We start from the raw sequence: 25289 nt of genomic DNA, 5'->3' as shown, positions 1-25289 counted from the left end.
CTCAGCCTCGTCGAGGAGAGCCCAGCCCGAGAGCCCTTCCGTCGGCCGAAGTGGATCCGCTCCGAGAACCCCGGAGTCAGCCGAAGAGCACGCGGTCCGAGAGGCCCTCGGATCCGGCGCCGCGGAGCTTGTCGAACTCCGCGAGCAGAGATTCGACCGTCGCCTGCTTCTTCGCCTCTCCCGCGAGCTCGAAGATGATCCGGCCCTCGTGCATCATGATGAGCCGGTTCCCCATGTCGAGGGCCTGCTCCATGTTGTGCGTGACCATGAGGGTCGTGAGCTTCTGGCGCTCGACGGCCTCACGGGTGAGGTCGGTGATGAGCGCCGCGCGCTTCGGGTCGAGGGCGGCCGTGTGCTCGTCGAGGAGGAGCACCTTCGGGCCCGAGAAGGTCGCCATCGTGAGCGAGAGCGCCTGGCGCTGGCCGCCGGACAGGAGGCCGACCTTCGTCGTCAGGCGGTTCTCGAGGCCCTGCTCGAGGGGCGCGAGCACGTCGCGGAACATCTGCCGCTTCTTCGCCGTGAGCGCCGGGCCGAGCGTCCGCTTGCGGCCGCGGCTCCATGCGAGGGCGAGGTTCTCCTCGATCGAGAGGTGGGGGGCCGTGCCCGCCATGGGGTCCTGGAAGACGCGGGAGACGTACTGGGAGACCGCGTAGTCGGGGAGCTTCGTGACGTCCTCGCCGTCGATGGTGACGCGGCCGACGTCGGCCTGGTAGCGGCCCGACACGATGTTGAGGAGCGTCGATTTCCCGGCGCCGTTCGAGCCGATGATCGTGACGAAGTCGCCGGGCTCGAGATGGAGGGAGACGTCGCGCAGGGCGACGCGCTCGTTGACGGTTCCGCGGAAGAAGGTCTTGGTGACGGCTTCGATATCGAGCATCACAGCACCACCTTGTCGTTGTCGCGCTCTTCGGGCGTGTGGGTGATGTCCGGTTCGGGGACGAGCGTGCGGGCGCGGCGGCGCTCGCGGATCTTCGAGAAGACGCCGATCCTCGGGATCATGAGGGCGAGGAACACGATGATCGCGGAGATGAGCTTCATGTCGTTCGCCTCGAGGAACTCGACGCCGAGTGCGAGCTGAATGATCACGCGGTAGGCGATCGAGCCGATGACGACGAACAGGGACGTCACCCAGACGCCGCGCGAGCCGATGAGTGCGGTGCCGATGATCACCGAGGCGAGGCCAGCGACGATGAGGCCGATGCCCATCGAGATGTCCGCGTAGCCCTGGTACTGGGCGACGAGGGCGCCCGATGCCGCGACGAGGCCGTTCGAGAGGGCGAGGCCGATGATCTTCATGCGACCGGTCGCGACGCCCTGGGCGCGGGCCATGCCCTCGTTGTCGCCGGTCGCGCGCATGCCGAGGCCGATCTGGGTCGAGAGGAACCAGTTGAATGCGGTCGTCACGAGGGCGACGAGGACGGCGAAGATGAGGATCGAGACCCAGGAGCCGAGGAGCCCGGCCTTGCGCAGGGGCGTGAGGACGGTGTCGACGCCGCGCAGGAGGGGGACGTTCGCCTTCCCGAGGATGCGGAGGTTGATCGAGTAGAGGCCGATCTGGGTGAGGATGCCCGCGAGGAGCGGGTGGATGCCCGCGTTGACGTGGAGGACGCCGGTGATCGAGCCCGCGAGGCAGCCGGCGACGAAGCCGCCGATCGTCGCGAGCCAGGGGTTCTGGCCCGCGGTGATCATGACGGCGGCGACGGCGGCGCCGGTCGTGAACGACGAGTCGACCGTGAGGTCGGCGATGTCGAGGACGCGGAACGTGAGGTACACGCCGAGCGCCATCAGGCCGTAGATGAGGCCGAGGTCGAGAGCTGTGAGCACGGGTCTTCCTTCATGCGGTTGTGCGCGGGCGCCTCGTGAGCGCCCATGTGGCGACCGCCCCGTCGGGTCGACGGGGCGGTCGCGGGCGAGCGGGGGTCACTCGACGGTGACGGCCTTGTCCTTGAGGGCCGCGGGGATCTCGAGGCCGAGGGCCTTGAGGGTCGTCGTGTTGATCGTCAGGGCGTACTCCTTCTGGGACTCGACCGGCGTGGTCGCCGGATCGGCGCCCTCGGTGAGGATCTTGATCGCCATCTGGCCGGTCTGTTCGCCGAGCTTCGCGTAGTCGATGCCGTAGGTCGCGAGCGCGCCGTTGGCGACGGAGTCGGCCTCGCCGGCGATGAGCGGGATCTTCGCGTCCTCGGCGGTCTGAACGACGGAGGCGAGGGCGGAGACGACGGTGTTGTCGGTGGGAACGTAGATCGCGTCGACCTTGGAGGCGAGGTCCTGGGCGGCCTGCTGGACCTCGGAGGAGTTCGTCACGGTGGATTCGACGACTTCGAGGCCCTCCTTCGCGGCGGCCTCCTTCGCGAGCTTCACCTGGACCTCGGAATTGACCTCTCCGGAGGAGTAGATGATGCCGACGGTCTTCGCGTCCGCGCTGAACTGCTTGATGAGCGAGATCTGGTCGGCGACCGGGTTCATGTCGGTCGTGCCCGTGATGTTCGAGCCGGGCGCGTCCATCGAGTCGACGAGCTGGGCGGACACCGGGTCGGTGACGGCGGTGAAGAGGATCGGCGTGTCGGTGATCGCCTGCGCGGCGGCCTGGGCCGAGGGGGTGGCGATCGCGAGGACGAGGTCGAGCTTCTCGCTCGCGAACTTCGAGGCGATGGAGGTGGCGGTCGCCTGGTCGCCCTGGGCGTTCTGCTCGTCGTAGGTGACGTCGATGCCGGCGTCGGCGAAGGCCTTCTTGAAGCCTTCGCGGGCGGCGTCGAGGGACGTGTGGGTGGTGATCTGCGTGATGCCGATCTTGTAGGACAGTCCGGCCGAGTCGCTCGAGCCTGAGGCGGCGGAGTCCGAGGAGGACGATCCGGAGCAGCCGGCGAGGACGAGTGCCGCGGCCGCCGCGGCGCTTGCGGCGATGAGGGACGTGCGCTTCATGGAAGGCCTCCACTGGTCGAGTGACGGGACGCGGGCCGGTCGTTCGATCCGCTCTCTGCTCTCGACGCTAGCCAGACTGTCGAATGGTGAGAAGGAAGTGTTCGGTCCGTGAACACCGCATGTCCGAAAATGTCTTGAATCCTGAGACCGCCTGATCCCGAGTGCGTGCCGATGCCCGAATGACGGGCGGCCCCGACGCGCCTCGGACCCGGACCTAGGATGATCCCGAGCGCGCCCGCTCCTCGGGCGCCCCGGAGGAATGGGGATCCGTGGCACTCATCGTGCAGAAGTACGGCGGTTCGTCGGTCGCGGACGTCGAGGCGATGAAGCGAGTCGCCCGACGCGTCGTCGACACGCACGACGCCGGTCATCAGGTCGTCGTCGTGGTCTCGGCCATGGGCGATACGACCGACGACCTGCTCGACACCGCCGCCCAGATCACGAGCCGCGCCCCCGAGCGCGAGATGGACATCCTCCTCTCCGCGGGCGAGCGCATCTCGATGTCGCTCCTCTCGATGGCCGTCAACGAACTGGGCGTCGAGGCGCAGGCATACACCGGCGCGCAGGCGGGCATCCGCACGGACTCCCACTTCGGCCGCGCCCAGATCATCGGCATGGTCCCCGAGCGCATCGCGCGCACCGTCAAGGAGGGCCAGGTCGCGATCGTCGCCGGCTTCCAGGGGATCTCGAAGGACGAGGACGTCACCACGCTCGGACGGGGCGGAAGCGACACGACCGCCGTGGCGCTCGCGGCCGCCCTCGGCGCCGACGTCTGCGAGATCTACACGGACGTCGACGGGCTCTTCTCCGCCGATCCGCGCATCGTTCCCAAGGCGCACCGCCTGCGGACGATCACCCAGGAGGAGACCCTCGAGCTCGCCGCCCACGGCGCGAAGATCCTCCACCTGCGTGCGGTCGAATTCGCCCGCCGCTACGGCGTCCCCCTTCACGTCCGCTCGTCCTTCTCGGAGAAGAACGGCACGTGGATCTCCGACGCCCCCGCCAACCCCGAACTCGAGGGACTCGTCCCCTCGGCCGCACTCGTCGATCCGAAGGAGCAGCACATGGAGCAGCCGATCGTCTCCGGCATCGCCCACGACCGTTCGCAGGACAAGATCACGGTGACGAACATCCCGAACACGCCGGGCAAGGCGGCCCGCGTCTTCTCGATCTGCGCCGAGGTCGGGGCGAACATCGACATGATCGTCCAGAACATCCCGGTCTCGGATCGGACGAAGGCGAACATCACGTTCACGCTGCCCGAGGGCGACGCTCGGAAGACCCTCGACGCCCTCGAGGCGGCGAAGGGCGAGATCGGCTTCGACGAACTCCGTTACAACCCGAACATCGGCAAGCTCTCGCTCGTCGGCGCGGGCATGCGGACGAACCCCGGCGTCTCGGCAAAGCTCTTCGGCGCCCTGTCGGAGGCGGGGATCAACATCGACCTCATCTCGACCTCGGAGATCCGCATCTCCGTCGTCACGCGCCTCGAGGATCTCGACCGCGCCGTCCAGGCCGTCCACCCGGCCTTCGGGCTCGACGCGACGGAGACCGGGGCGGTCGTCTGCGGCGGCCCCGGCCGCTGACGCCCCGGCGGCGGGCCTGGCCCTTATACACATCTCCCAGCTTATATACATCTCACATCTCCCAGCCCACCAGACCAAGGCGAATCTCGTATGCCCGCCTCTACAACTCCCGGGGGATAGAGACCTACTTAGCCAACAACGAGAGCGAGGGGACCGGAAAGCACAGTGGGTGGTGGAAGGGCCACAGACTGAAGGTATGACCAGCCCAGCGAGTCGCATGCGACACGTGACACCTCTGCCTAGTGAACCACAGCACGCAGTAACGNTCGAGGGCGACGTGGTCGCCGAGCGTGAAGACGGGGGCGGCGTCGCCCGAGAACGGGGCGGGCGCGGGAGCGGGGGCCCGGGCGACGAGCGTGCCGAACTCCGTCTCGAGGTCGTAGTGCATGGAGCCGCGGACGAACGACGCTCCGATCGCCTGCGCGTGGCGGCCGATGATCGCCGCGTCCGCGCTGGGTTCGAGTTCGATCGCCTCCGCGGGGATCGCGACGAGCGCGGATCCGGGCTCGGTCGAATCCGGTGCGGGCACGTGGAAGGACGCGGATCCCAGGCGGACGAGGGCGGCGCCAGAGCGGGCGCTCCCCTCGACCTCGCAGGCGAGGACGTTGGGGATCCCCATGAGGCGGGCGGCCTGCTCCGAGCCGGGCCGGAAGTAGAGGTCGCGGGCGTCGCCGGTCTCGACGACGCGCCCGTTCGTCATGAGGAGGAGCCGGTCGCCGACGATGCACGCCTCGTCGACGTCGTGGGTGACGTAGAGGGTCGCGATGCCGAGCCTGCGGACTTCGCGCAGGAGCGACTGCCGGATCGAGGCGGCGAGGCCGGTGCCGACGTGGGCGAGGGGCTCGTCGAGGAGGAGGACCGCGGGTCGGCGCGCGAGGACGCGGGCGAGCGCCACGCGCTGCGCCTGCCCGCCGGACAGGTTCGCGGGCCGTCGGTCGGCGAGGGTGGCGACGCCCATGCGCGCCATCGTCGCCTCGACGAGGTCCCTCGCGTGGCGCTCGGTCAATCCGGAGTCCGCGAGGCCGAAGGCCACGTTCTCCCGGACCGTCATCCGCTCGAAGAGTGCGGGGGTCTGGAAGACGAGGCCGGTCGGACGACGGCTGGGCTCGGTCCTCGTCTCGTCGCTCCCGTCGATGAGGATCGAGCCCGCGGCCTCGTCCTCGAACCCCGCGAGCGCGAGGAGGAGCGTCGACCTGCCGCAGCCGGACGGGCCGACGACGGCGCGGGCCTCCTCGCGCACGTCCATCAGTCGGCGCTCGTCCTTGCCGACGATGAACATGAGGACGACCGCGATGACGGCGACCGCGACGAGGAACCCGTAGGCGACGTTCCATCCGAAGTAGTGGATGAGGAGGCCGACGCCGGACGAAGCGAGGGTCGCGCCGAGGAGGTAGCCGAAGAGGCCGGTGAAGCCGGCGGCGGTGCCCGCGACGTTCTTCGGGCTCAGGTCGATCGCCTGGAGGCCGATGAGCATGACCGGGCCGTAGATGAGACCGCCGATGATGGCGATGAGCAGGTAGAAGACGCCGATCGGCGCGGTGGCGGGCATGAGCCAGTAGATGACGAGGGCGATGCCGACGCCGCCGAGGAAGAGGATGCCCGCGCCCGAGCGCCAGCCCTTGAAGACCTTGTCGGAGACCCAGCCGCACAGGAGCGTGCCGATGATGCCGGCGCCCTCGTAGATCGCGAAGCCGAGGATGCCCTCCTTGACGTTGACGCCGTGGATCTGCTCGGTGAGGTAGATCGGGATCCAGGAGAGGACGCCGTAGCGGAGCGCGTAGACGAAGACGTTCGTCACCGCGAGGAGGACGACGACGCGGTTCGTGAGGACGTGCGTGAAGAGCATGTCCTTCCAGCCCATGGACTCGGACTTCTCGATGACCTTGGCCGGGTCGTCGCGGTACTCCTCGATCGTCGGGAGGCCGAGGGCCTCGGGACGGTCGCGGATGAGGAGGAAGGCGATGAGGGCGACGAGGGCGACGAGGGCGGGCGCCCAGAAGGCGGGCGACCAGTCGGCGTCGTCCTTGGCGAAGGACTGGAGGGCCCAGCCGGAGATGAGGCCGACGCCGGCGCCGCCGACGTTGTGGGCGCAGTTCCAGATCGAGGTCATCCAGCCGCGCTCGGTCGTGGAGAACCAGTGGACGAGGACGCGGCCGCTGGGGGGCCAGCCCATGCCCTGGAACCAGCCGTTGATGAACATGACGATCGCGAAGATGCCGATCGAGGCCGACAGGGCCGGGACGAACGCGATGAGGAGGTTCATCACGGCCGAGAGGGCGAGGCCGATCGGCATGAAGTAGCGGGCGTTCGCCCTGTCGGAGAGCATCGCCATGAAGAACTTCGACAGGCCGTAGGAGAACAGGACGGCATTGGCGACGACGCCGATGCCGACCGCGTTCATGATGTCGTGCTCCTTGAGGATCGCCGACACCAGGGTGACGTTGTTACGGATGAGGTAGAAGCCGGCGTAGCCGATGAAGATCCCGAGGAACACGTTGAAGCGCCAGGTCTTGTACATCGGCGCGACGCGGTCGGGGGACACCGCCGGCGCCGCGGGCGGCGCCGAGAGGAACCCGAGGGGGCGGGAGGGCTGTGGAGACATCGTCGTTTCCTTCGCAGTACAGCGTTGTGGACGCTGCGATCCTCGCGCGGCACCGGTAACAGGAGGCGCCCGCTTCGGTGGCGCTCGGTGACAATCCCGTCACCGTGAATCGCGGCCCCGAGCGGCGCTCCTCGGCAGCGCGCTCCTGCGACGCCCCCGTGGAGTCGTGCGCCGAGATCCCCTCGACGGACGAAGGTGATGCTCTCGGCGGGGGAGGGGGCGCGAGGCCGGGGCGCGGTGTCGGCGGACCTAGCGGTGTCAGCGGATCTAGAGGTCGGCGCCCTCCTCGCGCGGGACGACGAGTCGGTAGCCGACGCCGCGCACCGGCTGCACGCACGCCGGATCCATGCCCGCGCGCTCGAGCTGGCGGCGCAGCCGGTACATCGTCGTCTTGATCATGTCGTGGGCGCCGACGGCGTCGGTCGTCTCCCACGCCTCGTTGAGGAGGTCGCGCCATGCGACGTCCTCGCCCTCGTGGGCGACGAGGACGGTGAGGACGCGCAGCTCCGTCGGGCTCAACTGGATCGGGTCTCCGCACCACGTCGCCGTGCGCCGGTCGGCGCCGATCGCGAGGGCGCCGGCCTCGAGGCCCCGGTCCGCCCGAGCGGGAGCGGGCGCGGCCCTGCGGACGACGGCCTGGGCGCGCAGCGCGAGCTCTCGGGGGCTGAAGGGCTTCGTCACGTAGTCGTCCGCCCCGGCCTCGAGCCCGCGGATGCGGTCCTCCTCGTCGCCGAGGGCGGTGAGGAGGATGACGGGCACGGCGTCCCCGGCGGCGCGGATCCTCTTAACGAGGTCGACCCCGGATCCTGTGGGCGTCATGACGTCGAGGATCAGGAGGTCGAACGAGCGCGCGTCGAGGAGGTCCTGGGGGCGCGCGGTCGACGGCGCGGTGACGCACTCGAAGCCCTGCGTCTCGAGGGCGAAGGAGACGATCGAGAGCATCTGGGGCTCGTCGTCGCAGACGAGGGCGATCGGCTTCATCGGTCCCCCTTCGGGAGTCGGACGTGGACGACGGTGCCGCGGCCCTCGAGGGAGTCGACCATGATCCTCCCCGAGTGGGCGGCGACGATCCGCTCCGCCACCATCATGCCGATCCCCGTGCCCGGGTTGGGCGCGGATCCGGGGGTGAAGGGCTCGAAGAGGGTGTCCTGCTCGTCCTCGGGGATGCCCTGCCCGGAGTCCTCGACGGCGATGAGCGCGCCCCCGTCCTCATCCTCGGCGACCGAGACGACGACGGCGCCGCCCGCCGAGGCGTGGCGCAGCGAGTTGTTGAGGAGGTTCCACATGAGCTGGCGGATCATCGGCGCGTTCGCGCGGATCTCGAGGACGCCGCCGGGCGCGTCGACGCGGATCGGCACATCGGCGATGCGCCGCATCTCGCGGGCGGTCGAGGCGACGACCTCGCGGACGTCGACGATCTCCGTCGCGAGCTCCTCATTCGACGAGAGCTTGAGGTCGGTGAGGAGCGACTCGGCGAGGTCGATCACCCGCTGGGTGTTGCTCGTCATCGTGCGGAGGAACTGGCGCTGCTTGTCGTCGAGGGGCCCGGCCATCCCCTCCTCGAGGATCTCGCCGGCCCCCTTGACGAGGGTGAGAGGGGTGCGGATCTCGTGGGCGAGGACCGCGGGCCGGTTGGTCCGCGCGAGCTCCTCGCGCCTCGACTCGGCGGCCTCCGCCTCGAGCCCGGCGGAGCGACGGCGCTCGCGGACGTAGAGAAGCGCGAGAAGAGCGCAGAAGGACCACCCGATGAGCGCGAGGTACTCCATGCGGGTGGTCCTTCCGAAGAGATCGAGGGGGCGGGCCCCTACTCTCTCACTTCGAGGGCGCGGCGGTCACTTCTCCGAGGCGGCGATCTGCTTGCGGACCTCGTCCATGTCGAGGTCGCGGATCTGCGAGATGAGGTCCTCGAGGGCGGGGCCCGGGAGGGCGCCGGCCTGGCGGAAGATCGCGATGCCGTCGCGGAACGCCATGAGGGTGGGGATCGACGAGATCTGCGCGGCGCGGGCGAGGTCCTGCTCGGCGTCGGTGTCGATCTTGCCGAAGACGATGTCGGGGTTCTTCTCCGAGGCCTCTTCGAAGACGGGGCCGAACTGGCGGCACGGTCCGCACCAGGCGGCCCAGAAGTCGACGAGGACGATCGGGTTGCCCGAGACGGTCGTCTCGAAGTTGTCGTTGGTGAGGGCGATGGTCGCCATGGGTTCTCCTAGCGTCTTCCGGGCGGGCGCCCGGTGGGGTCGAGGTCGAGCCGTTCGGCCCGTCTGCACACTCCAACGATGCCGTATCGGCGTCTATTCCGCGCGGCGTCGCTGATTCCCGTGTGATCCGCGTCCCGTCGCGTCCTCGTCGATCGACGAGGACGGGGCGGTCGGCGATGGGACGGTCGGCGAACGGTCAGTGCGCGACGGGGCAGCGCATGAAGGCGGTCGCGCGCTCGGCGGCGTCGTCGGCGGGCTCGGGCGCGGGGGCGAGGATCGGGACCGGGCCGATCTTCTCCGCGCTCGCGCCGACGGCGCGCAGGACGAAGGCCTCCGTCTGCGCGATCCGCGCGCGCCGGTCGATGGGGGAGGAGGGGAGGCGCTGCCCGGCGAGGCATGCGTGGACGAGCATGACGAGGCCGTGGGGGTCCTGACGGGGGATCGCTCCGGACGCCATCGCGTCCGCGAGAATCGTGAGGAGGAGTCGGCCGATGACTCCGGCGTGCTCGTGGAGGTGCTCGGAGTTGACGGCGGACACCTGATCGCGCAGGTGGATGCGGCTTGCGAGATGGTAGCGGGTCGTCATCTCGAGGTGGGAGCGGACGTAGAGGCGGAGCTTCTCGACGGGGTCGGGCTCGCCGGCGAGCGCGTCGGTGAGGAGTGCCGCGAACTCGGTGGTCGCCTCGGACATGTAGGCGAGGAGGAGGACCTCCTTGTCCTCGAAGTGGTTGTAGACGGCGGTGCGGCCGACGCCGGCGCGAGCGGCGATCTGCGACATCGTGATCGTGTCGAAGGAGCGCTCGGCGAGGAGCTCCCCGAGCGCGTCGAAGAGCCGCTGTCGCGTGAGCGCGCGGTGGTCGGCCAGGCAATCCCCGATGATCTTCGGCATGGGAACATTCTGACACTTCGGGCATGAATGTCGTCAAATGTGCGCGCTCGCCCCGCCCGCTCCCCATGAGGTCATGCGTCCGAGGGCGCGACGTCGTGCGCCTCAGTCCTCGCGGCGCAGCCTCGCGCAGAGGTTGGCGACGGCGAGGACGATGAGGAGGTCGTTGCCGATCCAGTCGAGCTCGGCGACTTCGGGGAGCGGGACCCAGCGCAGTTCCGCGTGCGAATCGCCCGCCCGGGGCGCGGGGGCGCCCGGAGTGATCTCGGCGAGACGTACGCCCATCGTGCGCCCCTGAAGAACGGGCCACCAGCGGCCGCCCGGCCCGTCGACCTCCGGTCCGAGGACGAGGGCGGTGCCGAGTTCCTCGCGGATCTCCCGTTCGAGCGCCTCGATCGGGGACTCCCCGGCGTCGATCTTGCCGCCGGGCAGTTCGAATCGGCCCGCGAGCTCCGTCGGATAGGCGCGGGCCGCGCACAGCAGTCGGGTCGGCGCCTGCAGCGAGTCGACGATCGCGGCGGCAACGACGGGCGCCGGGCCGGAGTAGTCGGCCGGTTCGAGCCAGGGGTCGGGAGTCACGGGCGCCAGTGTAGGCGGGGCGGGCCGAGGACCGACCGGGCGTCCTCCGAAGGTGGCGCAGGGTCCGGCCCGGACCGACCCGCCCGGAGAGGGGACTGTCACGGGCGCCGGACCCGACTCGCTTGGACGCGGGAGCCCGGGGCGGTTATGATCGTCGGGCACCTCCACTCGTGGGGGAATGCGGGCGTAGTTCATCGGTAGAATGGAAGCTTCCCAAGCTTCAGAGGCGGGTTCGATTCCCGTCGCCCGCTCCGATCCTCGGATCTCGACCCCGTCGCCGGTTGCCCGGTCGGCGGGGTTCGTCGTTGATGGGCCGGCGCTCTCGGTGGAGGGGTTGCCGCCATGCGGAGGGGGTATGGGTCCTCCACTTGTCGGCGACCCCTCCATTTCGGCGCTCGGCACCCCCGACCGAACGATGAACGGGCGCGCGCCCGCGGGCGAGGAACGCAGGCCGCCCGGCTACTCCCCGAGCAGCTCGCTCACGAGGGCGGCCACACGCGCCTTGACGGCGTCGCGGATCGGGCGGACCTCCTCGACGGGCCGCCCCGCGGGATCCTCGAGCGCCCAGTCCTCGTAGCGGACGCCCGGGAAGAAGGGGCACGCGTCCCCGCAGCCCATCGTGATGACGACATCGGAGGACTCGACCGCGTCGGGGGCCAGAATCCTCGGCCGCTCATCGGAGATATCGATCCCGTCCTCGGCCATCGCGGCGACGACCGCGGGGTTGAGCGCGTCGGCGGGAGCGGAGCCCGCGGACCGGACCTCGATGCGCCCGCCCGAGAGGACGCGCGCGTAGGCGGCGCCCATCTGGGAGCGGCCGGCGTTGTGGACGCAGACGAAGAGGATCGAGGGGCGCGAACTCATGGCAGCAGAGTAGCCGCGGCGACCCTGAAACATCCCTGAGCTGCCCCGGATTCCGTCCGGGGAGCGGTTCTCCCCAGGTCGGCGCGCCCATAGCCTGAACGCGTCATCATCGACCACCAGCCGAGGAGAGCCATGTCCACGTCGACCCGTTCGGGGAGGATCCTCAACATCGCGAAGACGGTGATCTGGGCGATCATCGCGATCGCGCTCGTGAAGTTCGCGTTCTTTCCCGGCGGCGGGGCCGACGCGGAACCGCAGTCGCTCGATCCGAGCGCGAACTACGGCCAGATGACGATCACCCCGACGAGGGGCGACATCACGAACACGGTGACGGCGAAGGGGACGGTCGAGGCCGACGCCGCGACGACGGTGAAGTCGACGGGCGAGGGCACGGTCTCCTACATCGCGCTCCCGGACGGCTCCCAGGTCGACACGGGCGCCCCGATCCTCGAGGTCCGCAAGGAGATCCAGGGTCAGGACTCGATGACGACCGACGACGAGGGCAACCAGACCGTCGTCCCCGGCAAGACCACCTACGAGTACACGACGATCTACGCGACCGCCTCGGGCACGCTCCGCCTCTCCGCCCTGCTCGGCCAGCAGTTCGCGATCGGCGACCCGGTCGCGACGATCCAGCCGCCGACCTTCTCCGCGGTCGCGCCCCTCAATGCCGACCAGCTCTACCGGATCCAGAACGCCCCGAATGAGGCGACCCTGACGATCACGAACGGCCCCGCGCCCTTCACGTGCTCCGGCCTCCAGATCGTCACGCCCGACAAGGCGCCGAAGACCGGCGACCAGAACGGCGCCGCGCAGACGACCGGCATCCAGGCGAAGTGCGCGATCCCCGGGGACCAGAAGGTCTTCCCCGGCCTCCAGGTGACGATGGACGTCGTCGCCGGCTCCGCGCAGGGAGTCCTCACCCTTCCGATCAGCGCGGTCGAGGGCCGCTTCCAGTCCGGCTACGTCTACGTCCCCGACCCCGACGGCGGCGACCCCGCGAAGAAGCCGGTGAAGCTCGGCCTCACCGACGGCAAGGTGGTGGAGATCGTCGAGGGACTTTCCGAATCCGACGAGGTCCTCGAGTTCGTCCCCTCGAAGTCGCAGGACGCGACCGACGGGTCGAGCGGCGGGTCGGGCGACACCGGGTTCTCCGGCGGGGCCGCGACGGGCGAGGGCGCCTGACATGCCGCTCATCTCGCTTGAGGGAGTGACGAGGACGGTCGAGCTCCCCGACGGCTCCGACGACCTGCGGATCCTCCGCGGCATCGACCTCGAGGTCGAGCCCGGCGATCACCTCTCGATCGTCGGCCGCTCGGGAACGGGCAAGTCGACGATGCTCAACATCATCGGCCTGCTCGACCTGCCGACCTCGGGAACGTACACGATCGACGGCATCGACGTCGCGAAGCTGCGCGAGGGGCGGCGGGCCCGGCTGCGCGGCGACACCTTCGGCTTCGTTTTCCAGCAGTTCAACATCTTCAACGCCCGCACCGCCCTCGAGAACGTCGAGGTCCCGATGCTCTACACGACGGGAACGCCCTTCTGGCGCCGGCGCGAACTGTCCGCACGGATGCTCGAAAGGGTCGGCCTCGGCGACCGCCTCGACTCCCACCCGACCGAGATGTCGGGCGGCGAGCAGCAGCGCATCGCGATCGCCCGAGCGCTCGTGAGGGGCCCGAGGATCATCCTCGCCGACGAGCCGACCGGCGCCCTCGACCCCGACACCGGCCGCCAGGTGATGAGCCTCCTCGAGACCGTCGCCGCCGAGAACGACGCGGCCCTCATCGTCATCACGCACGACTTCAACGTCGCCGCCCGCGCCCACCGGGTCCTCTCCCTGTCCGAGGGCGTCCTCCACGAGGTCGAGGATCCGTCCGCCCTCCTCTCCCCGACCGCCGACTCCGCCCTCGTCGATCCTCCGGCGACGGGCGGGGGGACGACGGACGAGGCCGGGGCCGGGCGCCGGGATGAGGAGGAGAGAAGCGCATGAGATTCCTCAACCAGCTTATCGGCGCGCTCGTCGAGGCGTGGGGCGAGGTGAAGGTCCAGAAGGCCCGCGTCGTCCTCTCGCTCGTCGGCGTCGTCGCCGCGGTTGCCGCGATGTCGACGGTCATCGCGCTCGGCGACCTCGTGGTCCAGTCGAACCGGGAGATGATGGAGGCCCAGACGGGCCGCTCGATCACCCTCCACATCACCGCGAATAAGAAGGCGTCGGATGACGGCTCCGACGATTCGGGCGCCGCGTCGACCGCCTACTCGGGCCCGACGACGGCCGTGTCGAACGTCGACGGGACCCCGGTCGAGGAGTCGTCGAACGCGGCGACCGCTTCCGAGGGCGTCGTCCACGACCCGATGGGCGACGCGATGACGACGGTCGCCCAGCGCTTCGCGATCCCCTACTGGGCGCGCCTGGAGACCGGCTCGGCCGAGTTCACGGAACTCGCCGAGGTTCAGCAGACCGGCTCCTTCCGCGGACGCGCGGTGCCCGAGCCCCAGTGGGGCTACCAGACCGCCGTGACCGTCAACGCCGTCGACCCCGCCTACTCGACCCTGTTCCGACTCCGTCCGATGTCGGGGCGCTGGATCGCCGAGTCCGACGCCGACCAGCGGCTCGTCCCCGTCGTCATCAACTCGATCCTCTGGGACTACCTCGGCAGATCTCCGATCGAGGATCCGATCATCCTCCACGCGAAGGACGGGTCCGGCGCCCAGTACAGGGTCGTCGGAGTCATCAAGGCGAAGTCGACCTGGGACAGCCCGACCCTCTACGTCGACTACACGGCGTGGCAGTACTCGAAGACGCGCGCCGCCGAGATCAAGGGCGAGGCCCAGGCGGGCGGCGCTTCGGTCGAGATGCTCGTGTGGGCGGGGGAGGGGCAGGCCGAGCAGGCCCGCAAGGTTCTGCCGAGCGCCCTCGCCTCCGTCCTCGGCGCCGGTTGGGAGGGCAGCGTCTACGGCGGCGAGCAGTGGGACGGCGGCCAGTCGGAGATGGGGACGGTCCGCACCGTCATCATGATCATCGGCGGGATCGTCATCTTCCTCGGAGCCCTCGGCCTGCTCAACGTCGCGATCGTCACCGTCCGCCAGCGCATCCGGGAGATCGGCATCCGCCGCGCGATGGGGGCGTCCGCGACCCGGGTGTTCTTCGCGGTGTTCATGGAATCGGTCGTCGCGACCTTCGTTGCGGGCGTCATCGGCGTCGGCCTCGCGATCGTCGCGCTGCGGTTCATCCCGCTCGAGTCGATGGACGTCATGCTCCAGGAGCGGCCGGCCTTCCCCATGGGGGCCGCGATCGACGGCGTCGCGATCTCGACGTCGATCGGCGCGCTGTGCGGGATCATCCCCGCGGTCGCGGCCGTCAAGGTGAAGCCGATCGACGCGATCCGGTACTGACCGTCGACGCCCCGCCGAGAGCATCACCTTCGCGCGCCGAAAGCATGGCGGTTTCAGGTGGTGAGTGCAACGCCTTGAGTGTGTGGGGTGGTTGCTGTGGGTTTTCGTTGTTCTGAGGCGGTTCGCCGCCAGGTGTTGGATCTGCTGATTGAGGGTGTGCCGGTTAGGCAGGTGCATTTGCGGGTGGGTGTCGCGGTGTGCACGATCCGCAAGTGGGCCAAAGATTGGGGCATGACGTTTCGTGTGGGTTCGCGAGGCGGGTGGGTGGGCAGTGCGCCCGCCGACCCTGTGGAGGGGCTGGTCAGCGGGGTCGGGCATGGGGCCCGGTTGACGATCGGGGGCCGCCAGCTCATCGAGTACTTGCACGGTCAGGGGATGAGCATGCGGGGGATCGCCCGCGAGCTTGGGGTGGCGGCCTCGACGGTGAAGCGGGAGTTGGATCGTGGGGGCGGCCAGTATCGGGCGGTACGCGCTCATGAGGAGGCTGCCGGGAGGCGGGCTCGTCCCAAGCCGTTCAAGCTGGAGGATCCTCGGCTGCGCGCCTTCGTGGTCGCCAAGCTTAACGAGCACTGGTCGCCTGAGCAGATCTCGCGGGCCTGGGCGTGTGGGGACAATAGGGGGGTGACGATCAGCCCGGAGACGATCTATCAGGCCCTGTATGTGCATGGGCGCGGCGCGTTGCGTCAAGAGCTCAAGGTGGAAAAGGCGTTGCGGTCGGGGCGCACGCGTCGCCTGGCGCGTTCGCCGCTGGCTCTGGCGCGCTCGAAGGGGAAGTCGTGGGTGGAGGGCGCCAGGATCGTGGACCGGCCCCAAGAGGTGGAAGGACGCCAGGTTCCGGGCCATTGGGAGGGGGATCTGATCGTGGGGGCGAACAACAAGAGCGCCGCGATCACCCTGGTGGAACGCACCACGGGCTACCTGCTCGTCCGGCCCCTGCCAGCGTGCCACGACACGGCAAGTGTGATCGACGTGCTCGCCGACATGATCAGCCCTTTCCCGCTCACGCTTCGCGAGACGATCACGTGGGACCAGGGAGGGGAGATGGCGAACGCGAAAGACCTGACCAGCCGGACCAAAACGAAGGTGTATTTCGCCGACCCGCATTCGCCCTGGCAGCGCGGGTCCAACGAGAACACCAACGGCCTGTTGCGCGACTACTTCCCTAAAGGCACCGACCTGAACGACTATCCCCCAGAAGCATTCGCCGAGGCCGAACGCCAACTCAACACCCGACCCCGCAAACGCCACGGCTGGAAAACACCCGCCGAACTCATGCAAAAATTACTCGACGACAACGCCGTTGCACTCACCGCCTGAAACCGCCCATCACTTTCGCGCGCCGAGAGCATCACGTTGCGCCGTCGAGGGGATGCGGCGCATGACGTCGCGATGGGGGCGAACGGCGACTGCGCAGGCGAAGATCGCGCAGTCGGCCGCGCGACCTACGCCGAAGGAAGGGAAAGACGACCGGCCGCGCCCTCGACGACGAGCCCGTCGGCGAGGAGCCCGGCGAGGACCCTCGGCGCCTGCTCGGGATCCGCGCCCGGCAAGGTCGCGGCGGCGAGCGCCTCGGCGCGCGACGCACCCGAAGGATCCGCGCTCGCGGAGCCCGCGTGCCGGTCGCGCAGGAGCGCCATCACGCGCCCGCGCGCCTGCCGATCCGTCCCGGTCCACGCCTGCGCCCTCGTCCTCGTCCCCGAGGCGGGTCGGCCCGCGGCCGTCCACCGGCAGAGGTCCGCGACCGGGCACTCCTCGCAGGCCGGAGTGCGCTGAGTGCAGACGAGCGCGCCGAACTCCATCACCGCGACGTTCCAGGTCGCGCACTCCGCGCCGTCGGCCGGGAGCATCCGGTCGGCGATCGCGCGCTCTGCGGCGGTCGGCGCGGAGGACGCGGGCCGCTCGATCCCCAGGAGGGTCCTCACGAGGACGCGGCGGATGTTCGTATCGAGGACGGCGATCCGTCCGTGGAACTGGAAGGACACGAGCGCCGAGGCCGTGTACGGGCCGATCCCCGGAAGGGAGAGGAGCTCCTCGTAGTCCGCGGGCACGCGCCCTCCGGGCCGGTTCGCGATGGCGATCGCGCAGTCGCGCAGCCGTAGCGCCCTCGAGGGATAGCCGAGCGAGCCCCATTCGACGAGCACATCGGCGGGAGAGGCGTCGGCGAGCGCCTGCGGCGTCGGCCAGTGCTCCATCCACCGCGACCAGAAGGGCTGGACGCGCGGCATCGGGGTCTGCTGGCTCATCACCTCGCCGACGAGCGTCCCCCACGGCGACACCGACTCCGCGCGCATCGGCAGGTCGCGCTTGTTCGCGGCGTACCAGTCGACGATCCGTCCGCGCAGATCGACGAGGACGGCCGCGGTCGGCTCGGACCCGGCAGCCACGGCGGTCGCCGGTTCGGGAGGGGCCGTCGTGGAGTCGGTCGATTCGGGGGCGTTCGGCACGCGCACAGCCTAGCGGGGACCCCCGGGGAAGGGACGTCCGCCCTCGCACTCGGAAGTCGGGGATGTGGGAGAATCGGGGCATGCTGCTCTCCGACCGCGACATTCACGCCGGGCTCGACTCCGGGCGGATCGCCCTCGATCCGCTCGACCGGTCCCTCGTCCAGCCGGCGAGCATCGACGTGCGCCTCGATCGCCTGTTCCGCCTCTTCGACAACCACCGGTACGCGGTGATCGATCCGGCGGCCGACCAGTCGGAGCTCACGCACATGGTCGACGTCGGCCCCGATCAGCCCTTCGTCCTCCACCCGGGCGAGTTCGTCCTCGGCGCGACCTATGAGCGCGTCACGCTCGGCGACGACATCGCGGCGCGGCTCGAGGGGAAGTCCTCGCTCGGCCGCCTCGGCCTGCTCACCCACTCGACGGCCGGCTTCATCGACCCCGGCTTCTCCGGGCACGTCACCCTCGAGCTGTCGAACACGGCGACGATGCCGATCCTCCTCTACCCGGGGATGAAGGTCGGGCAGCTCTGCTTCTTCGACCTCTCCTCGCCCGCCGAGCACCCCTACGGCTCGCAGGCCCTCGGCTCCCACTACCAGGGGCAGCGCGGTCCGACGCCGTCGCGCAGCCACCTGCGATTCTCGAGGACGAGGATCGAGCGCTGAAGGACGAGATGACCGAGTCACCCGGCGAGGATCGGGCCGCCTCCCCGCTCCGCCGATCGATGCGCGAGCGGATGGCGGACGCCTCGCACGCGCACGACCTCGCCGCGCCCTCGTACGGTGACCCCTCGCAGCTCACGTCGACGTCGCTCGGCGCTCTCTCCGACTTCTCCGCCGCGTTCGTCGTCGGCGACGAGGGGGTGTCGCGCACCGACGCGCTCGCCCCGATCGCGTCCCCGCTCGCGACGACGGGCCCCGCCGGGGTCATCGGCCTCGACGAGGCGCGCTCCCATCATCTTCTGCTCCTCGCCGACGAGGTCGACCCCTCCGAGATCGAGGCCCTCGCCCTCTCCATCTGGGACGCCGCGGCGTGGGAGGGAGCCGGCCGACTCCGCCTCACGGGCGGTGCGAGGCTCGAGGGCCCGTGGCGCGTCGATCTCGACGCCCGCAAGGCGCTCGGCACTCCCGCCGCCCTGACGAACGTGTGGGTCCTCCACTGCCCGACCGGGCGTCGAACCCCTGTGCCGAAGGCGCTCGCCGACGTCGACGAGTGGGCGCGCGTCTTCCCGGAGGGGACGCCGACGGGTCTCGAGTACCGGGTGCTCACCGCGCTCAAGCGCATGGCCCGCCGGCTCGGCGGGGCGCTCCGCATCGCCGACTCCGGCGCCCTCGTCGCTCCGGACCCGGATTCGGCGGTCTCCCTCACGGTCTACACGCCCCGCTGGCTCGATCCGGCGGACCTGCGCGCGATCCTCACCGGCGAGTTCCCGGACGTCGTCGATTCGCGCGAGGTGTCCTCGCCGGAGGCGGCCGTCCCGAGGGTCGTCGAGGAGCGGATTCACGAGATCGAGAAGTCGATCGGAACGGTGCGCACGGACATCGTGACGAAGATCGAGCGGGCGCGCGAGAAGGCCCTCGAGGCCGAGCGCGCCGCGGCCGTCGTCTCCGGATACGCCCTGCTCACGCCGATCGCCAACCGGTCCGACCTCATGATCGAGGTGCATCCGGTCCCGACTCCGCCCGCGGTCCTCCGGTGGGAGTCGTGGACGACGGGCGTCATCATCGAATACGTCCTGCGGTGGCTGCCCGGCGGGACGGTGACCGTGCCGACGGGGGTCTCTCGCGCCGCGCGTCTCGAGCGAATGCGCTCGGCCCGCGACATCGAGCGGGCCGCCGGGCTCGTCGTCGGCGCCGTCGGCGGATCGGTCGTCGACGAGGACGGTTTCCTCGTCGCGCTCGGCGACGACACCGCGATCGAATAGCGCTCGGCCGCGCCGCATCGGGCCGATATCGAAGAGCGACCTTCTCCGAAGTCCGCGCACAGCCGTGTTTCAGGGTTCTTCCAGACTCGCCGACTGCAATTGCGGGTAGAGACCAAGGAGGCCGCACATGGACAACACGGACAACGCGCAGCGCGCGCCCAGGGAAGTCGAACTGATCTTCGACGATGAGCCCGGCCGCTCATCCTCACGAGGTCGGGCCTCGGACGGCGCCCCTCGTTTCGCCCAGTCCGCTCGTGCCGGGGAGTCGCCGCGCGCCTCCTCCGCGTACACCTCGTTCCCGGGCGCCTCCTACGGCGGTCCCGCCGCCGCGGACGAGGCCGGGGCGGGGCGCTCGACCGTGGCGCTCTCGGAGGGTCGGATTCCGACGGGAGTCCTCGCGGGCGGCCTCGCGGCGACCGCGGTCGCCGGCATCTTCGCGGCGAACGCCTCGGGCGCCGTCGCCGTGCCCGGTGTGACGACCCTGTTGAGCGCCGCTTCGACGGGCGTGCTCGCCTCGTCCGCGACCCTGCTCACCGCGGCGTTCTCCTCGGTCGGGGCGATCCTCCTCGTCCTCGTCGCCTGGACGGCGCTGCGAAGCAGAGGTGAGCGGGCGGCGGCCTCGGCGCTCATGGTGTCGATGTGGACCGCGTGGATGCTCGCCGGAGCGGTCGGTTCGGTGGCCCTCGGCACGGTTCCCTACGTCGTCGCCGCGATCGCGTTCCCCGCGGCCCTCGTCGCCTCCGCGGCGGTGCTCCTCTCCGGGCGTTCGCGCGCCGGCTTCTGGGGCGCGGTTCTCGGCGGTTCGGCGCTCGTCGTCGGCGCCGCGGCGCTGCTCGTCGCGGCCGGGTCCGCGACCCTCGTCGGCGCGGTGGCCTCGGCGCTCGTCGGAGTCTCGGGCGCGCTGCTCGGGGTCAAGCTCTGGAATCGCTGGTGGGCGCCGATGATCGACGCGCGCGAGCGGATGAGCCGGATGATGAACTCCGCCTGGGGTGCGCGGGTCGCCTGACCACCCGCACTTCCCCATTCGCGCGGTCGTTCGCGCGAAGTCCGGCGTCAACGCCGAGCGGTCACGTCGACCGCCATCGCCGTCGAAGTCACGCGACTTCGGCGGCGAAGACATACCACCCGGGCTTGTGAAGTCCTGAGCCGCATCCCCTCGGCGCGCGAAGGTGATGCTCTCGGCGGCCGTTGGGTATTGCCGTCGCCGGGGGGTGGGTAATGCGGCTCTTCACGGTCGGGGGTGCAGTCGGGCGCAGCGGCAGCCCTGCGGCTCTCAGCGCCCCGGATCTTCACTATGCGTTTGGCGGCTTTCCGGGTGTTTGGCGGCGAAAATCCGGCCGATGATCGCCGCCAAACACCCGGAAAGCCGCCAAACGCGGTGAAAGCCGCCGAATATCCCGACGGAATCCTGCCGGAGCGCGTTGAGGCGGCAATGCAGGTTGTGCGGGCCGCTGATTCCGGGCGCGGGGCGACTTGGATCGCACGCTCGACCTCCCTCCGCACCCACCAACCACGCCGAGACGGCGATGCAGGTTGTGCGGGCCGCTGATTCCGGGCGCGGGGCGACTTGGATCGCACGCTCGACCTCCCTCCGCACCCACCAACCACGCCGAGACGGCGATGCAGGTTGTGCGGGCCGCCGATTCCGGGCGCGGGGCGACTTGGATCGCACACTCGGCGCCCCTCCCCACCCACCAGAGCACGTCGAGGCGGCGATGCAGGTTGTGCGGGCTATCGGCAACCGCCTGCACACCCGACTACGAAGAGCGGGTAATGCTCTCGGCGGCCGTTGGGTAATGCCGTCGCCGGGTGGGTAATGCTCTCGGCGCAGAGGGGGTGGTCGGATGCAGAGGGCGAATGTGGGTGACCGGGCGAACGGGAAGGCGGAATCAGGCCTCGGGGCGGGAGCGCCGGACGGACTCGAGGAGCATCACCGCGACGTCCTTCACCTCGGGCAGGCGCGCGGACCCGGCCTCGTCCCCCTGGGAGGCGGCCCCGGAGCGCCCGGCCCCGGACGCCGACGAGGACGCGGCCGGCCCCGAGAGGAACCCGGCGGACGAGCCTGAGGCGGACCCCAGCATCTGCGAGCAGAACGGGCAGGCGGTCGCGACGACGTCGGCGCCGGTGGAGGCGGCCTCGACGATGCGGGCGTCGGCGATGCGCGTGCCGCGCGACTCCTCGAACCACGCGTGGGCGCCGCCCGCGCCGCAGCACATTGCGCGGTCGCGGTTGCGGGGCATCTCGACGAGCTCGACGCCGGGCAGGGCCGAGACGAGTTCGCGCGGCGGCTCGTAGACGCGGTTGTGGCGCCCGAGGTAGCAGGCGTCGTGGTAGGTGACGTGGAGCGGGCGGCCCGCGCCGTCGACGTCGGAGGGCGAGCCCGCCGGGACCGGGGTGAGGCGCCCGTCGCGGACGAGCCGGTTGAGGAGCTGCGTGTGGTGGACGACGTCGAAGCGGCCGCCGAGCTCGGGGTACTCGCCGGCGATCGTGTTGAAGCAGTGGGCGCAGGAGACGACGATCTTCTGGGGCTTCGCCTCGGTGAGCGTCTCGATCGCCTGGGCGGCGAGCATCTGGAAGAGGACCTCGTTGCCCGCGCGCCGCGCCGGGTCGCCGGTGCAGGATTCGCCGGAGCCGAGGACCGCGAAGGTGACTCCGGCGGTGTGGAGGAGTTCGGCGATCGCGGCGGTCGTCTGCTTCGCCTTGTCGTCGAAGGCGCCGGCGCAGCCGACCCAGAAGAGGTAGTCGACGCCGCTCGCGTCCTCGAGGTCCTCGCCGACGACGGGGACCTCGAAGTCGAGGTCCTTCGCCCAGTCGAGGCGCTTGCGCGCGGGCTGGTTGTAGGGGTTCTGCTTCGACTCCATGCCGCGGAAGGCGCGGCCGAGCTCGCGGGGGAAGGCGGCCTCCATGAGGACCTGGTGGCGGCGCAGGTCGAGGATGTGATCGATGTGCTCGATGTCGACGGGGCACTGCTCGACGCAGGCGCCGCACATCGTGCAGTCCCAGAGAACCTCCTCGGAGACGACGTCCGGGACGAGGGGCGCGGCGACGTCGGCGACGCCCTGCGGGCCGGTCGCCCCGGAGGCGGAGAGCATCGTGAGGAGGTCGAAGGAGTGGGGGCTCGGTTCGACGCCCTTGTCGAGCATGAGCTCCCCGGAGGCGGCGAGCTCGGCGGCGGTCCGGTCGCCCGGGACCTGCCCGTCGACGATCTCCTGGGCGACGATCTCCTTCTTCGATGCGGACTCCATGTGGTCGCGCATCGCCATGACGAGGAGCTTGGGGGAGAGGGGCTTGCCGGTGTTCCACGCGGGGCAGAGCTCCTGGCAGCGGCCGCACTCGGTGCACGCATAGAGGTCGAGGCGCGCCTTCCACGAGAGGTCGGCGGCGGTGCCGGCGCCGAGGACGGTCTCCTCGGGCAGGTCGTCGAACTGGTCGGGCGAGGTGACGGGGACGCCGTCGATGAGCATGTGGTCGGCGGGACCGAGGGACTTGCGCCCGTCGGCGTAGCGGCGCGCGTAGAGGTTCGCGACGGCGACGAAGCGGTGCCAGGCGACGCCCATCGAGGTCTGGACGCCGACGACCATCATCCACAGCATCGAGACGATGATCTTGACGGTCGCGACGATGACGACGCCGTTCGCGATCCCGGTCGCCGACCATCCGGCGGACTTCACGAGAGCGCCGATCCACGCGGTGAGGGGGAAGTGGAAGATCTCCGGGAACGAGTTCGCGGCCGGGAGGGTCGTGAGCAGCGCGTACTCGAATCCGCGCAGGACGAGGATGCACGCGCAGACGAGGAGGACGACCCATTCGACGAAGCGGGCCTGCCAGCGGGTCGATCCGAGGAAGCGGGAGGCCATGCCCGCCGGCGATCCGTCGCGCTTCGCGGAGTGCGCACGAGGCCGGGGCGAGGCGTCCGACGAATCAGGGGAGGAATCGGAGGTCGAGTCGGAGGACGAATCAGGGGAGGAGGCGGCGCCGGTCCGTCGGCCCCGCGCGGCGGCGATCACCACGGCCGGATCGTCGTTCGAGACGGCGGCCTCCTCGATGGTGCCGTGACCTGCGCGGGTCCGGACGATCATGAGGAGGACGATCCCGATGAGCCCGCCCCAGGCGAGGAGCTCGGTGAGCCACTCCCAGGGGAGGAATCGCCCGAGAAGGGGGAGGGAGTAGGTCTGATCGCGCAGCTGCCCGTACCCGGCGACGAGCGTGAAGAAGAGCAGCGGGAACGACACCATGACGAACCAGTGGGCGACGCGGATCCACGGGCGGTGCCGGAACTCGCGGTGCGTGAGGGCGGTCGCGAGCATCATCCACAAGCGTGTGCCGACGGGGCCGCCGCGGCCCGGGTCGGGCGTTCCTGCGGCGACCTCGTGCCAGATGTGGGCGAGTCCGCGGCCGAAGGAGAGGATCCCGAAGAGCGTCGCGAAGAGCGCGAACACCCAGCACGCGACGGCGAGGACGGGTGTGGCCATGTGCGGATCCTCCCAGTGTCGAGGGGCGCCGAGTCCACGGCGCGCCCTTCATTGTGGCACCTCGACCGGAGGTGATGGAGACTGGCCCCATGGTTCAGCTCCATCGGATGCGCCTGCACGTCGACGACTCCTCCCTCATCCCCGTCCTCGACGCGATCCGGGCGGAGCTCAAGCTTCCCGACTCCTTCCCGCCCGAGGTCGACGCGCAGGTCGCGGCCGCCTGCGAGGAGTGGGACGCGTTCTGCTCGCGGGTGCGTCCGCGCTCGTCGTCCGCGGTCGCGCCCTCGTCGATCGACGAGGATGGGGCGTCGAACCCCGGGCGAACGGAGACGACGGGCCCCGAGCCCCTGCTCGACCTCCCCGAGCTCGAGGGAGCGGACGCCGTGGCGAACGGACCGTGGACGTCGCTCGTCCCCGGCGCGCTCCCGATGCTCGACGCGACCGAGATCCCCTTCGTGACGATCGATCCGGAGTCCTCGCGCGACCTCGACCAGGCCGTGCACCTCGCGCGCCTGCCCGAGGGGCGCGAGGACGGCGCCGTGTACCTCGTCGACTACGCGATCGCCTCGCTCGCGACCTTCGTCGCGGCGGGCTCCCCGCTCGACGCGGAGGTCCGCTCACGCGCCCTCACCGTCTACCTGCCCGATCATTCGACGCCGCTCCACCCGACGGCCCTGTCCGAGGGGTCGGCCTCTCTCCTGCCCGATCGGCTCGCGCCGGCGTGCGCTTGGCGGATCCTCCTCGACGCCTCCGGCGAGATCGTCTCGGCGACGGTCCGCCGGGCGCTCGTGCGCTCGCGGGCGAAGCTCTCCTACGAGGGCGTCGACGCCTGGCGCTCCTCCGGGGAGGCGATCGCAGGGGCGCCCGCCGATCTCGTCGAGCTCCTCGGCGAGATCGGGGAGAAGCGCCGGGCCCTCGAGACGCGCCGCGGCGGGGTCTCCTCGCCGACGCCCGAGCAGGAGATCACCCGCGCGACGGACCCGGACGGGTCGACGCACTACGAGCTCGACTATCGGCGCCAGTCGCCGGTCGAGGAGTGGAACGCGCAGGTCTCCCTTCTCACCGGCATCTCGGCGGCGCGGATCATGCGCGAGGCGGGCCTCGCGATCCTGCGCACCGTCCCGCCCGCCCCTCCCGTGGCGTTCGAGCGCCTCCGCCAGGTCGCCGCGCTCCTCGGGGTGGACTGGCCGGCCGACGTGGAGTACTCCGACCTCGTCCCGACCCTCGATCCGGCGAACCCGCGGCACGAGGCCTTCCTCACCCAGGCGATGAGCCTCTACCGCGGCGCCGGGTACACGGTCTTCGCGAACGATGCGTCTGCGCTCGCGCCCACGGCGGTCGACGAGGGCGCGAGCGCAGACGCATCGTTCGCGAAGACCGTGTACCCGGCGCCGCGGTAGAGGCCCTGTCTCTTTAACACAT

The 25289-nt window shown here is 70.4% G+C and carries 21 protein-coding genes and 1 tRNA gene; 10 read left to right on the top strand and 12 right to left on the bottom strand.

The features are described 5' to 3' along the window. Positions 1 to 76: 76 nt before the first annotated feature. The 3 genes from DY157_RS07405 to DY157_RS07395 all read right to left on the bottom strand — a co-directional run bounded on the left by DY157_RS07405 (position 77) and on the right by DY157_RS07395 (position 2922). The gene (locus DY157_RS07405) at positions 77 to 877 is read right to left on the bottom strand and encodes an ABC transporter ATP-binding protein (protein WP_115728034.1); all 801 of its coding nucleotides are present in this window, start codon (positions 875 to 877) and stop codon (positions 77 to 79) included. Beyond that, the gene (locus tag DY157_RS07400; protein WP_115728033.1) at positions 877 to 1824 is read right to left on the bottom strand and encodes an ABC transporter permease; all 948 of its coding nucleotides are present in this window, start codon (positions 1822 to 1824) and stop codon (positions 877 to 879) included. Before DY157_RS07400 ends, DY157_RS07405 begins: the two co-directional genes overlap by 1 nt. A gap of 96 nt (positions 1825 to 1920) precedes the next feature. Then, positions 1921 to 2922 carry an ABC transporter substrate-binding protein gene (locus tag DY157_RS07395; RefSeq protein WP_115728032.1) on the bottom strand — a complete coding sequence of 334 codons (1002 nt, stop codon included), beginning with the start codon at positions 2920 to 2922 and terminating at the stop codon, positions 1921 to 1923. Positions 2923 to 3191: 269 nt separating this feature from the next. Between DY157_RS07395 and DY157_RS07390 the strand changes: the two genes are divergently transcribed. Then, complete coding sequence (locus tag DY157_RS07390) at positions 3192 to 4508, top strand: aspartate kinase (RefSeq protein ID WP_115728031.1); 1317 nt, start codon at positions 3192 to 3194, stop codon at positions 4506 to 4508. Between the two features lie 124 nt (positions 4509 to 4632). Here DY157_RS07390 and DY157_RS11980 read toward each other — a convergent pair whose 3' ends face one another. From DY157_RS11980 to DY157_RS07360, 6 genes are all read right to left on the bottom strand, one after another. After that, positions 4633 to 7026: an MFS transporter gene (locus DY157_RS11980; protein ID WP_456236503.1), complete on the bottom strand. Its 2394-nt coding sequence runs from the start codon at positions 7024 to 7026 to the stop codon at positions 4633 to 4635. A gap of 351 nt (positions 7027 to 7377) precedes the next feature. Next, positions 7378 to 8091, bottom strand: coding sequence for a response regulator transcription factor (locus DY157_RS07380; protein ID WP_115728030.1), 714 nt, complete (start codon positions 8089 to 8091; stop codon positions 7378 to 7380). Further along, a complete protein-coding gene (locus tag DY157_RS07375; protein ID WP_115728029.1) occupies positions 8088 to 8876 on the bottom strand; it encodes a sensor histidine kinase in 789 nt (262 codons plus the stop codon). Before DY157_RS07375 ends, DY157_RS07380 begins: the two co-directional genes overlap by 4 nt. A gap of 66 nt (positions 8877 to 8942) precedes the next feature. Beyond that, positions 8943 to 9305: a thioredoxin gene (trxA, locus tag DY157_RS07370; protein ID WP_115728028.1), complete on the bottom strand. Its 363-nt coding sequence runs from the start codon at positions 9303 to 9305 to the stop codon at positions 8943 to 8945. A 196-nt stretch (positions 9306 to 9501) separates the two neighbouring features. Then, the gene (locus DY157_RS07365; protein WP_115728027.1) at positions 9502 to 10194 is read right to left on the bottom strand and encodes a TetR/AcrR family transcriptional regulator; all 693 of its coding nucleotides are present in this window, start codon (positions 10192 to 10194) and stop codon (positions 9502 to 9504) included. Between the two features lie 102 nt (positions 10195 to 10296). Continuing rightward, complete coding sequence (locus tag DY157_RS07360) at positions 10297 to 10770, bottom strand: NUDIX domain-containing protein (RefSeq protein ID WP_235827123.1); 474 nt, start codon at positions 10768 to 10770, stop codon at positions 10297 to 10299. Positions 10771 to 10950: 180 nt separating this feature from the next. Here DY157_RS07360 and DY157_RS07355 point away from each other — a divergent pair. Beyond that, positions 10951 to 11021: transfer RNA gene (locus tag DY157_RS07355), tRNA-Gly, on the top strand. Positions 11022 to 11229: 208 nt separating this feature from the next. Here the strand turns inward: DY157_RS07355 and DY157_RS07350 are convergent. Further along, the gene (locus tag DY157_RS07350; protein ID WP_115728025.1) at positions 11230 to 11634 is read right to left on the bottom strand and encodes an arsenate reductase ArsC; all 405 of its coding nucleotides are present in this window, start codon (positions 11632 to 11634) and stop codon (positions 11230 to 11232) included. 132 nt (positions 11635 to 11766) lie between these two features. Between DY157_RS07350 and DY157_RS07345 the strand changes: the two genes are divergently transcribed. From DY157_RS07345 to DY157_RS07330, 4 genes are all read left to right on the top strand, one after another. Further along, positions 11767 to 12819 carry an efflux RND transporter periplasmic adaptor subunit gene (locus DY157_RS07345; protein WP_115728024.1) on the top strand — a complete coding sequence of 351 codons (1053 nt, stop codon included), beginning with the start codon at positions 11767 to 11769 and terminating at the stop codon, positions 12817 to 12819. Between the two features lies 1 nt (position 12820). Continuing rightward, entirely contained in the window at positions 12821 to 13627 is an 807-nt protein-coding gene (locus DY157_RS07340; protein WP_115728023.1) for an ABC transporter ATP-binding protein, read from the top strand. Then, the gene (locus tag DY157_RS07335) at positions 13624 to 15030 is read left to right on the top strand and encodes an ABC transporter permease (protein ID WP_115728022.1); all 1407 of its coding nucleotides are present in this window, start codon (positions 13624 to 13626) and stop codon (positions 15028 to 15030) included. The genes DY157_RS07340 and DY157_RS07335 overlap by 4 nt, the downstream gene beginning before the upstream one ends. A 135-nt stretch (positions 15031 to 15165) precedes the next feature. Next, positions 15166 to 16347: an IS30 family transposase gene (locus tag DY157_RS07330; RefSeq protein ID WP_160159413.1), complete on the top strand. Its 1182-nt coding sequence runs from the start codon at positions 15166 to 15168 to the stop codon at positions 16345 to 16347. Positions 16348 to 16472: 125 nt separating this feature from the next. On the opposite strand, the gene DY157_RS07325 is transcribed toward DY157_RS07330, so the two are convergent. Continuing rightward, on the bottom strand, positions 16473 to 17321 hold the full coding sequence (locus DY157_RS07325; protein ID WP_115728439.1) for an HhH-GPD family protein: 849 nt from the start codon (positions 17319 to 17321) through the stop codon (positions 16473 to 16475). Positions 17322 to 17554: 233 nt separating this feature from the next. Between DY157_RS07325 and dcd the strand changes: the two genes are divergently transcribed. The 3 genes from dcd to DY157_RS07310 all read left to right on the top strand — a co-directional run bounded on the left by dcd (position 17555) and on the right by DY157_RS07310 (position 20401). After that, entirely contained in the window at positions 17555 to 18136 is a 582-nt protein-coding gene (dcd, locus tag DY157_RS07320) for a dCTP deaminase (RefSeq protein ID WP_115728438.1), read from the top strand. A gap of 8 nt (positions 18137 to 18144) precedes the next feature. After that, positions 18145 to 19395 carry a PRTRC system protein E gene (locus DY157_RS07315; RefSeq protein ID WP_115728021.1) on the top strand — a complete coding sequence of 417 codons (1251 nt, stop codon included), beginning with the start codon at positions 18145 to 18147 and terminating at the stop codon, positions 19393 to 19395. A gap of 127 nt (positions 19396 to 19522) precedes the next feature. Next, complete coding sequence (locus DY157_RS07310) at positions 19523 to 20401, top strand: hypothetical protein (RefSeq protein WP_115728020.1); 879 nt, start codon at positions 19523 to 19525, stop codon at positions 20399 to 20401. An 883-nt stretch (positions 20402 to 21284) separates the two neighbouring features. On the opposite strand, the gene DY157_RS07305 is transcribed toward DY157_RS07310, so the two are convergent. After that, the gene (locus DY157_RS07305) at positions 21285 to 23867 is read right to left on the bottom strand and encodes a (Fe-S)-binding protein (RefSeq protein WP_115728019.1); all 2583 of its coding nucleotides are present in this window, start codon (positions 23865 to 23867) and stop codon (positions 21285 to 21287) included. A gap of 89 nt (positions 23868 to 23956) precedes the next feature. Between DY157_RS07305 and DY157_RS07300 the strand changes: the two genes are divergently transcribed. Beyond that, positions 23957 to 25267, top strand: a complete 1311-nt coding sequence (locus DY157_RS07300; RefSeq protein WP_160159479.1) for an RNB domain-containing ribonuclease — start codon at positions 23957 to 23959, stop codon at positions 25265 to 25267. Positions 25268 to 25289: the final 22 nt, after the last annotated feature.

The sequence above is a fragment of the Actinomyces culturomici genome, from assembly GCF_900499005.1.
GTDB classification, from domain to species: domain Bacteria; phylum Actinomycetota; class Actinomycetes; order Actinomycetales; family Actinomycetaceae; genus Pauljensenia; species Pauljensenia culturomici.
This window is presented reverse-complemented; position numbering and strand designations above follow the sequence as displayed.